General features: G+C 57.1%; 11 protein-coding genes and 3 tRNA genes. 8 read left to right on the plus strand and 6 right to left on the minus strand.

Features of this window, described 5'->3' with window-relative positions; translation table 11 throughout:
• From B5F88_RS17470 to B5F88_RS17490, 5 genes are all read right to left on the minus strand, one after another.
• On the minus strand, nt 1–1,413 hold a 1,413-nt coding region (locus B5F88_RS17470), incomplete at its 3' end, for a leucine-rich repeat domain-containing protein (RefSeq protein WP_162612233.1).
• Nucleotides 1,414–1,582: 169 nt separating this feature from the next.
• A complete protein-coding gene (locus B5F88_RS17475) occupies nt 1,583–2,215 on the minus strand; it encodes a YesL family protein (protein ID WP_087348595.1) in 633 nt (210 codons plus the stop codon).
• Nucleotides 2,216–2,352: 137 nt separating this feature from the next.
• The gene (locus tag B5F88_RS17480) at nt 2,353–2,958 is read right to left on the minus strand and encodes a hypothetical protein (protein WP_087348597.1); all 606 of its coding nucleotides are present in this window, start codon (nt 2,956–2,958) and stop codon (nt 2,353–2,355) included.
• Entirely contained in the window at nt 2,943–3,458 is a 516-nt protein-coding gene (locus B5F88_RS17485; RefSeq protein ID WP_087348599.1) for an NAD(P)H-dependent oxidoreductase, read from the minus strand. Before B5F88_RS17485 ends, B5F88_RS17480 begins: the two co-directional genes overlap by 16 nt.
• Before the next feature lie 101 nt (nt 3,459–3,559).
• Nucleotides 3,560–3,647: transfer RNA gene (locus B5F88_RS17490), tRNA-Leu, on the minus strand.
• A gap of 176 nt (nt 3,648–3,823) precedes the next feature.
• Here B5F88_RS17490 and B5F88_RS17495 point away from each other — a divergent pair.
• The 8 genes from B5F88_RS17495 to B5F88_RS17530 all read left to right on the plus strand — a co-directional run bounded on the left by B5F88_RS17495 (nt 3,824) and on the right by B5F88_RS17530 (nt 8,700).
• A tRNA-Leu gene (locus B5F88_RS17495) sits at nt 3,824–3,909 on the plus strand.
• A 3-nt stretch (nt 3,910–3,912) separates the two neighbouring features.
• A tRNA-Leu gene (locus tag B5F88_RS17500) sits at nt 3,913–4,000 on the plus strand.
• Between the two features lie 61 nt (nt 4,001–4,061).
• Entirely contained in the window at nt 4,062–4,901 is an 840-nt protein-coding gene (locus B5F88_RS17505) for a patatin family protein (protein ID WP_087348601.1), read from the plus strand.
• Nucleotides 4,902–5,252: 351 nt separating this feature from the next.
• The gene (locus B5F88_RS20825) at nt 5,253–5,477 is read left to right on the plus strand and encodes a hypothetical protein (RefSeq protein WP_162612232.1); all 225 of its coding nucleotides are present in this window, start codon (nt 5,253–5,255) and stop codon (nt 5,475–5,477) included.
• Complete coding sequence (locus B5F88_RS21865; protein ID WP_087348603.1) at nt 5,413–6,054, plus strand: CHC2 zinc finger domain-containing protein; 642 nt, start codon at nt 5,413–5,415, stop codon at nt 6,052–6,054. The genes B5F88_RS20825 and B5F88_RS21865 overlap by 65 nt, the downstream gene beginning before the upstream one ends.
• A 107-nt stretch (nt 6,055–6,161) precedes the next feature.
• The gene (locus B5F88_RS17515) at nt 6,162–7,490 is read left to right on the plus strand and encodes a YfjI family protein (RefSeq protein WP_140402175.1); all 1,329 of its coding nucleotides are present in this window, start codon (nt 6,162–6,164) and stop codon (nt 7,488–7,490) included.
• Nucleotides 7,491–8,012: 522 nt separating this feature from the next.
• Entirely contained in the window at nt 8,013–8,240 is a 228-nt protein-coding gene (locus B5F88_RS17525) for a hypothetical protein (RefSeq protein WP_087348609.1), read from the plus strand.
• On the plus strand, nt 8,233–8,700 hold the full coding sequence (locus tag B5F88_RS17530; RefSeq protein ID WP_087348611.1) for a hypothetical protein: 468 nt from the start codon (nt 8,233–8,235) through the stop codon (nt 8,698–8,700). Before B5F88_RS17525 ends, B5F88_RS17530 begins: the two co-directional genes overlap by 8 nt.
• A gap of 247 nt (nt 8,701–8,947) precedes the next feature.
• On the opposite strand, the gene B5F88_RS17535 is transcribed toward B5F88_RS17530, so the two are convergent.
• Nucleotides 8,948–9,193: a hypothetical protein gene (locus B5F88_RS17535; RefSeq protein WP_087348613.1), complete on the minus strand. Its 246-nt coding sequence runs from the start codon at nt 9,191–9,193 to the stop codon at nt 8,948–8,950.
• Between the last annotated feature and the right edge of the window lie 286 nt (nt 9,194–9,479).

Here is a 9,479-nt window from a genome sequence, read left to right on the forward strand (position 1 = left end):
ACCGTCCGGCAAAGTGATGCCCGTCAGTCCAATGCAGCCGTCGAATGCGCTATCCCCAATGGTTTCGAGACCGTCGGGCAAGTCGATGGAGGTGAGACCGCTGCAGCCGGAGAATACGCTATCCCCAATCGAAGTGACGCCGTCAGGCAGAATAATGCCCGTCAGTCCAATGCAGCCGTAGAATGCGCCATACCCAATCGAAGTGACGCCGTCAGGCAAAGTGATGCCCGTCAGGCTGCTGCAGCCGGAGAATACGCTATTCCCAATCGAAGTGACGCCGTCAGGCAGAGTAATGCCCGTCAGGCTGCTGCAGCCGTAGAATGCGCCATCCCCAATCGAAGTGACGCCGTCAGGCAGAGTAATGCCCGTCAGGCTGCTGCAGCCGTAGAATGCGCCATCCCCAATCGAAGTGACGCCGTCAGACAGGTGGATGGAGGTCAGGCTGCTGCAGCCGTAGAATGCATACTCCCCAATGGAGGTGACGCCGTCAGGCAGAGTAATGCCCGTCAGGCTGCTGCAGCCGTAGAATGCGCCATACCCAATCGAAGTGACGCCGTCAGACAGGTGGATGGAGGTCAGGCTGCTGCAGCCGTAGAATGCATACTCCCCAATGGAGGTGACGCCGTCAGGCAGGGTCACCATGGTGAGGTTACCGCAGTTCTGAAATGCCTTAGCCCCAATCTCCGTCACGTCTGTAGGAACCTGGTAGGAAACCTCTCCTTTTCCCATCGGGTACTGGATCAGCTTGGTTTGATCCTTGTTGAACAGCACGCCGTCCTGTGCAGAAAAATTTTGGTTCCCCTCCGCCACATGGAACGCGGTCAGGCCGCTGCAGTCCCCGAATGCGTCCTCCTCAATGGAGGCGACGCTGTCGGGCAGGGTGAGGGAGGTGAGGCCGCTGCAGCCGGAGAATGCGAACTGCCCAATGGTTTCGAGGCTGTCGGGCAGGTCGATGGAGGTGAGACCGCTGCAGTCGGAGAATGCGAAATACCCAATGGTTTCGAGGCTGTCGGGCAGGTCGATGGAGGTGAGACCGCTGCAGTCCCGAAATGCGTCATACCCAACAGAGGTGAGGCTGTCGGGCAGACGAACGGATGTAAGAGAACTGCATTTATAAAAGGCTCCCTTCGCCAGCTCGTCCCAACCGGCAATGTCGGTGATGGTGTACCTTTCCGTGCCGCTGCTGTCCGTGATCGGGCCCGTCAGATCCAGTGTGGCGCCGGTAAAATCCTGGTTATTTCCGATGGTCAGATTCGTGCCGTCGGCGATCACGTTCTTGAGCACAACGGTGCCGCTGTTGGTCAGCGTCTTGGCGTCCGGGTCATACGTCCACTCCGCCGCCAGGGCGGTGACGGTGAACAGGCCGGCCAGCAGGCCAGCGCACAGCAGCAGCCGCAGCAGGTGTTTTTTCATGTCTGACGCCTCCTCATCTTCCGGCACAAGGATTTCCCCTTGTGTTGACAACGACATTATAACACAACTTTGCTGTTTCCACATCGCTCTTTTTGGCACCAAAAAGAGGGGTGTCTGCGGGACTCCGCATACATTCCGCGCCTCCGGCTCCGGAAGGCCGGCGGCTTGATCACTCCTCCTGCCGGGCAGCCTGCTGGGCCTGGATATAGGGCCGGAAGATCCGCTCCAACGGCCAGGAGTGGGCCAGGGCCAGCAGGGTGGGCAGCACGGCGGCCAGCACCGGAACATAGGAGCAGCACCAGATGGCCAGGGCCAGCAGCAGCCCCATCAGGATGGTGGAGGGCAGATGGGCCACGGCCAGCTTGGCGCAGTTGAGCAGCAGCCCTCCGGTGCGGAAGGTGAACCGGGACAGCACCGGAAAGAGATAGCAGCTCATCCCCAGCGGCAGCAGGAGAAAAAACTGATAGGCCACATAGAGCACATAGCCCGCCGACGACCCCGCGGTCTGGTAGAGCAGGCCCTGGAGAAACACCAGCAGCACCGCCACCGGCAGCAGCACCAGGGTGGTCAGGATCCCTACCTTTAAATTCGCCCGAAATGTGCGGAAGAAGATGGCCCAGCTGTTGCGCTCATCCCGGCGGAGGCAGCGCACCACCGCATCATAGAGGGCCGCGGTGGAGGGGCCAATGGTCACCACCGGAATGCAGCAGAACAGCCAGAATACGCTGAGCAGCACCAGGTCCACCAGCTTCTCGGTCACGCGGTAAAACCCGTTTTCGGGATTGAAGATTCCGCCTGCCATGGAAATTCCCCCTTTATGACCCGCTCAGGGCCGTTATCGGTTTTTTTATAATGCGTACTGAACAAAGCCAACCGCTTTGCGGTTTATTCAGCAGACATTATTATAGGGGATACGGGCGCAAAAGACAAGGACAGCCCCTATTCCTCAATCCGCATGGTGGCCATCTGCTCCCCGGTGACGCCGTTTTTCGCCCCATAGCTGAGCCAGTATTTGGTGGATGCCTTCAAAAACATCCCCTTGGAGATGGGCATGGTCACCTTCCAGCGCCCATAAGCCCCTCTCTCCAGCGAGGCCGCCAGCTTTTTCAGCCTGGAGCGGACCAAAATCCGGAATGGCGTGCCCAGAATGGCCTCGCCGCCGCCAATGGCCAGCACGGAGCCGAAGGGGTAGCCGTTTTGCCGGCAGTACAGCTCCAGGATCTTCACCGCCAGCTCGTTCTGCTCCGGCTCCAGAAAGCCGCAGTTGATCAGCACGGACACCGTGGGCTTGCGCTGCGGAGGATGGGCCTCCAGGGTCTTTAAAAAGTGGAGCAGCGTCACAGGAAGGCAGTCGGCGTAGAGGGGGAACACAAACAAAAGGTCGCTGAATTCCTCCAGCCGCTGGCAGAGCTCCAGATGGTTGGTCCGGGTAATGGCGGCATACTCGGCGTCCCATTTGCAGCCCCGTGAAAACAGCTCGGCGTATTGCTTGGAGTTGGACCGGGGCGCTCTGGGGCTCCCGTTCAGCATCAGGATCTTGCCCATGACGCCACCTCCTCCCGTACCACCTGCTCCACGGCATCCTCCGGCGCAAATTCCACCCGATACTGGGCGAAGTTCATATTCTTGGCGTTGCGGGCCACCAGCTGCCGGAAAATCTCCCGCTCCTCGGCCGACGTGTCCCCGTAGCCCAGGATCACCGCCTGCTTGGGGGCCACCGCCCGCTGTACATGGTGGGTCTCCCCGTCCAGCAGGCGGATAAACGCCTGCTGCACCGGAATGGCCCGCTCCAGCATGGTTTTCATCACCGTGTCATAGCTGCCGTATTTCACCCGGCTGACATACAGCACCCGGTCACTGGCCGCAATGCGGGGGTACACCCCCACCGCGTCGTCCCGGATGACGCACTTCCCCGGCGTCTTGGTCCAGCAGCCAAAACAGCCCACACAGTTGGCAATCTTCAAAGCGGACAGGTCAATCAGCTCTGTGGTGCTCTGGTCCATGTCCGGTATGTGGAGCGGCCTGTCGCTTAATATCAGTGTCATGGCAGTTCTCTCCCCTTTCCCGGCCCTGATGCCGGTACAGAATGTGAATAAAACAAATGATCCGAACCTCTTTCCTTTCGGAAAAGGTCCGGATCATTTGTTGGTGCGCGAGGCGGGACTTGAACCCGCACGTGCGTAATGCACACTAGAACCTGAATCTAGCGAGTCTGCCAATTCCACCACTCGCGCATATTTGATTTGTGCTGCGCCTCAGCGCGAGATTTATATTACCACGCCCGCGCCCGGTTGTCAACAGTTTTTTTGTTCTTTCTCCAAATTTTTTCCCGGACATCCTGAGAATTAAGGTTGACAAATCCTCCCCGGCCCGCTATAATAATCAAGCAGTCTTTTGAGGGCTGTGTTTTGCGGATGTGCTGGAACTGGTAGACTGGCTAGCTTGAGGTGCTAGTGGCCCACGGCCGTACGGGTTCGAGTCCCGTCATCCGCACCATATGCGCGAGTGGTGGAATTGGCAGACTCGCTAGATTCAGGTTCTAGTGTGCATTACGCACGTGCGGGTTCAAGTCCCGCCTCGCGCACCAGAAAGCCTTGAAACCATTGGGTTTCAAGGCTTTTTTACTTTATCCGGGGAGGCGGTATCTTATGGTCGGGATCATCGACGTGGGCGGCGGAATGCGGGGCATTTACACCGCCGGAATTTACGACTATCTGCTGGACCACCATATTTCCATCGACTATTGCCTGGGCGTATCCGCCGGAAGCGCCAACCTGGTCTCCTTCCTGGCGGGACAGCGGGGGCGCAACCGCAGGTTTTACACCAACTACGCCAACCGCCGGGAGTATATGAGCCTACACAACTTTGTGACCACCGGCTCCTACGTGGACGTGGACTATATCTACTCCACCCTCAGCGACTCCCACGGGGAGGATCCGGTGGACTATGAGGCCTTTGCCGCCAGCTCCAGCCAATATGTGGCGGTGGCCACCGACGCCTACACCGGGCTGCCCCGCTATTTTACCAAAGACGACGTACACCCTGACGACTTCTCGGTGGTCAAGGCCTCCTGCTGCCTGCCCATCGCCTGCCGGCCCTACCGGATCAACGGGGTGCCCTACTTCGACGGCGGGGTGGCCGACCCGGTGCCCTACCGCCGCGCCCTGGCGGACGGGTGCGACAGGGTGGTGGTGCTGCTCACCCGGCCCCGGGACTTCCGCCGGCCGCCCCTGAGCCACCCCGGAGCGGCCCGGCTGGCCCTCCACCACTACCCCAAGACCCTGGAGGCCCTTCTCCAGCGCCACCTGAATTACAACCAGGCGGTGGAGGAGGTGCTGGCTCTGGAGGAGCAGGGCAAAGCCCTGCTGCTGGCCCCGGCGGATATCGACGGCATCAGCACCCTGCGCCGCAACGGGCTGGCTCTGGACCGGCTGTACGGCTACGGCTATCAGGACGGCGCCAAGCTGGAGGCCTTCCTGAGCCGCTGAAAGGAGAAAGGCGCTCATGTTTGACATCAGCCATATTAAATACAGGTGTATGTGTAAGTATTCACAGGTATAAAAGGACTGGAAACGCCATAGATATGTGATGATTTAGGAATATTAAGGAGAGTACAGGAAAGGCCAGGTAAAGGACAAACAAAGGACAAACAAAAAGGATAAAATGGGTATTGACAGTTTGCGGAAGATATGCTAAAGTTAGGCCAGAAAAGCAAATAATGACCTCCTGTGAATTGGCACAGTGAGAAGGGCTGATTGGGGCCACTACTGACTTTATAGTTGGTAGTGGCCCCTTTTTGCATATTTTGATAACTTTTTCAGCAAGAAAGGAGCAAAAACATGAGATTACGGACGGTTAAACAATTTTGGCGGGAAATGCGAGAAGCAGACCCCAACAACGCTATGGGCCTCACCGCCATAAAGTCAGCGGTAGCCGATGGCGCAATCCGCTCCTATCGGGTGGGCCGTCGCTCGCTGATCAACGCCGACACGGCGCTAGATGAACTTCTTGGGGCTGAAAAGCGCACCCAACGGCCTGGGGAGGTGCGGAAGGTTGGGCTGTGACCCGTTTGAGGCTGTCCGGGAGCAAGTGACCGCCCAGGATGCCGCCAGGCACTACGGGATAGCAATAGACCGCCACGGAAAAGCCTTGTGCCCATTTCATAACGACCACCGGCCAAGCATGACCTTTAAAGGGGGTCGGTTCCGCTGCTGGTCGTGTGGCGCAAGCGGTGATGCCGTTGACCTGGTGCGGGGCCTGTTTGGCGGCACCTACTGGGAGGCGTTGCAGCGCATCAACATGGATTTTGGGCTGGGGCTGGCCCTATCCGGGGAGATCACCCCCCAGCAGAGAGCAGAGGCCCAGGAGCGGCAGCGCACTAGAGAATTGCACAAAAGATTTGAAAAGTGGCGAGAAAACACAATAAATCAACTTAATTCGTGTATAAGAGTTGCAAATACTGCTGATTGGGCCAACCTCACCCCCCAGGAGGAGGAGGCAATCCGGCAGCGGGAGCGGCTGGAGGCCATGGCCGATACACTCTCCCACGGCACGCCAGCGGAACAAATGCAACTTTTTATAGACAGAAAGCGGGTGGCATTATCAATATCGTCGATTTTAAAAACTTCTCAGGTGAAGTAGCGCAGGAACTAGCGCAAGAGGACTGGGGCCAGCCCATTCCGTTTGACAATGCGCCGGAGCCACCGGAGTTCCCGGTATGGGCACTCCCAGGCCCGGTAAAGGACTATGTGGAGACCCTAGCCACCGCCACGCAGACCCCGCCGGAGATGGCCGGTGTGTTGTCGCTGGGGGTGCTGGCAATGACAGCACAGAGCCGTTACACGGTGCAGGTGACACAGGACTGGTGGGAGCCGCTATGCCTTTATGCTGTGGCCGTAGCGCCCCCCGGAGAGAGAAAAAGTGCCGTCATATCAGCATTAACCCGCCCGGCCATTGAGTGCGAAGCAGAGAGACGGACGGCAGAGGCCGCAGACGTGGCCCAGAGCAAGGCTCGTGCAAGCGCCCTTGAGAAGGCCCACCAGGCCGCAGAAAGCAAATTTGCCAACGGTAAAGCTGCCCTTGATGATGTGCTCAACGCAGCCCAGGAGGCGGAGCAAGCCCGCTCGGAGCTGGTGTATCCCTATCGGCTATTGGTGGACGATGCCACCCCGGAAAAGTTGGTTGACCTTATGGAGCAGCAAGGCGGCTGTATTACTGTGGTGTCAGCGGAGGGCGGTATATTTGATGTAATGTCGGGCCGATACGATAGGGGAACCAACCTTGACGTGTACCTCAAAGCCCACGCTGGCGACCCACTGACCGTTGACCGTATCGGCAGACCCCCCAACCACATCCCCAACCCCCGCTTGACCATGCTGCTGACTGTGCAGCCGGACATTATAAGCGGGATTATGAGCAACAACACCTTTAGGGGACGTGGCCTGTGCGGGCGCTACTTATACGCTATCTGCAAAAGCAAGGTAGGCCACCGTGATATTGACCCTCCTCCTGTGCCTGATAGCGTCAAGGGCGCGTACCGGGCCACCATCAAACGGATGCTTGCCGATCAGGACAGCGGGACAATTACACTGTCCCCAGAGGCCAGCGAGATCAGACGGGCGTACCAGTCCCACATTGAGCGGCGGTTAGGCCCTGATGGTGACCTTTATACAATGCGGGACTGGGGCGGCAAATGTGTGGGGTCTATGTTAAGGATTGCGGCATTGTTGCACGTCGCTGACTGCCCCACACCAACGGCAACCCCAATACCGCCGGAGATTATGGTTAGGGCTACGGCCTTATCAGAGTGCCTTGTATCCCATGCACAAGCAGCCTACGGCCTTATGGGCGGCGATCAGTCACAGGCAGAGGCCCGGTATCTCTGGCGGCGCATCCAGGCCCACGGTGGACAGGAGATCAGCAAGCGTGACCTGTATAGGCTTTGCAAAGGGCATTTCCGCAAGGCAGAGGACATGGAGCCAGCACTATCTACCCTATCTGATATGGGGTATGTGCGGGAAGTTAATGTATCAACGGGAGGCAGACCAACCACAAAAATATTGGTCAACCCCCTGTGACAAAAGGGCCAAAAGGGCCAAAAGCCAAATACGGGACATACTTCTGTCCCTTTTGTCCCTTTTGTCCCTAGAGATTGGAGGCTGAAAATGAGCGGACGAACCTCTCAACGGAAGGGCCGAGCGGGCGAGCTGGAGTTAGCCAAGATGCTACAGACCCACGGGTACGACGTGCAGCCGGGCCAGGCTGTGAGCTATGGAGCCACACCAGACCTTACGGGATTGCCACACATCCATGTGGAGTGCAAGCGCAACGAGCGGCTAAACATACACGCAGCAATGGCACAAGCCGAGCGTGACGCTGACCACTTCCGAGACGGACTGCCCGTAGTGTTCCACCGTCGCAATAGATCAAACTGGATGGTCACAATGCGGCTCGACGATTGGATTAGCCTGTACGATAAAGCAATAGCCGCCACCCCGGCGGCAGACATACCGGGATAGCGGCTAACGCTTATCAATATCGTCGATGAGACCAGTATACCACACGGGCAACCTGTGTGCAATATTAAAAGGAGTGATTTTATGATTTATGCTATGAGTGGAAAGAAAAAGATCCCTATTGGCTTAGGCAACACATTTGCCAAGTGCCCAATGTGCGGCGTGCTGCATCCGGTTGACCTGCCAGACCTCATCATGCAGACAGACGGCGACCTAGAAAACGTACAGGTCTATTGCGAGCGATGCACCCAAAAGCGGGCACTTGCACAAGCTGGTGCCCATCGTGGAAAGGGGGTGCAGACTCATGGGTAAATTCCACATTAGTGAGGTAATGGACAACTACATTAACAATACACTCAAAGAAGAGGCGGAGAAGCAGCGGCAGCTGGATGCCTTTGTCAGACGGATGACAAGCCGCAGCCCGGACGTTACTGACCAATACAAGGTAGCGCCCCAGCCGGGTCACGGGTCGGGAACGTACCAGCCCAGGGCACGGGCGACGGGCAAGGACGTGGTGAGCCTGTTCATCCCGGAGACATCCTTTAAGAGCGGCGATTGGCAGGACTTCCAGCAGACCCGTGACAAGGCCATTAGCTGGTTAAGAGGCCACAAATACGCCGTGGAGGACGGGCAAAAGCTGTGCTGGGGGCCAGCGTTTGAGCTTGACCCGGAGCCGCTTAGTTATCGGGATACAGATGGGGTAAGCTGGTATAATGCCAGCATCGAGGATGAGGCGACCTACCAGTTAGCCCGCATCCACGCAAGAGCATAACCGCAGCAGCAGAAGGGGGACGCAACCAGCGCCCCCCTCTTGCTATAGGCGGGGATGGTTTTCAAGTACGCTTTTCGTGAATATTTAATCGAAAAAAGAGTGTAGTACCGCACCCCCTATTATTCACCCTTGAATATCTCAATAAGTTGTGATATAATTGATTTACGTTCAAATATCACTTCTTTTTTCTCAAAATGAGTAGCGCAGGAAAGGTTTTGTCCCTCCTGCGCTACTTATATTTATTCACTTATTTATGCATATTATTCATGGAATGTGCAACTTTTATGCGGCTGACCTTTATAGGCTGTGCCGCAAGGACAATCTCAACCCCGCCCTCCTCAGTAGGGCAGATGCTCCCAACCATGTAGTCCCCATAAGCATCCATGTCCAGGGCATTAAATGGACTACGCTGGAACACGCTCCCATCCCACACAAGGTATATCTCCTTTGTGTTCGGCAGCAGCGCCAGCACGTCCTTTACTGTTACTTTCATATTGCTTCCTCCCAATTTAGTGTATTTAGGGTATTTAGTGACGGGATGGGGGGCGGCAAATCACCGCTCCCCCATTGACCCTTACCAGCCTAATGTGCTATACTGTGAGCCGGGGGTAGGGTTTAGCCTTTGGGCCAGACGGTCTTTATGGCTTCTTTGAGGGTGGCATACCGTTTTCCACGGTAATACCAGTACCCATTTTGATACCTCATACCCTGTACCCCCCCTTCTGCCGCCTTGCCTGCCCTCACAGGTGAGGCGGCGTTTTTTGTCCATATACAGGCTT

The organism is Flavonifractor sp. An306 (assembly GCF_002159455.1).
Classification (GTDB): Bacteria; Bacillota; Clostridia; order Oscillospirales; family Oscillospiraceae; genus Flavonifractor.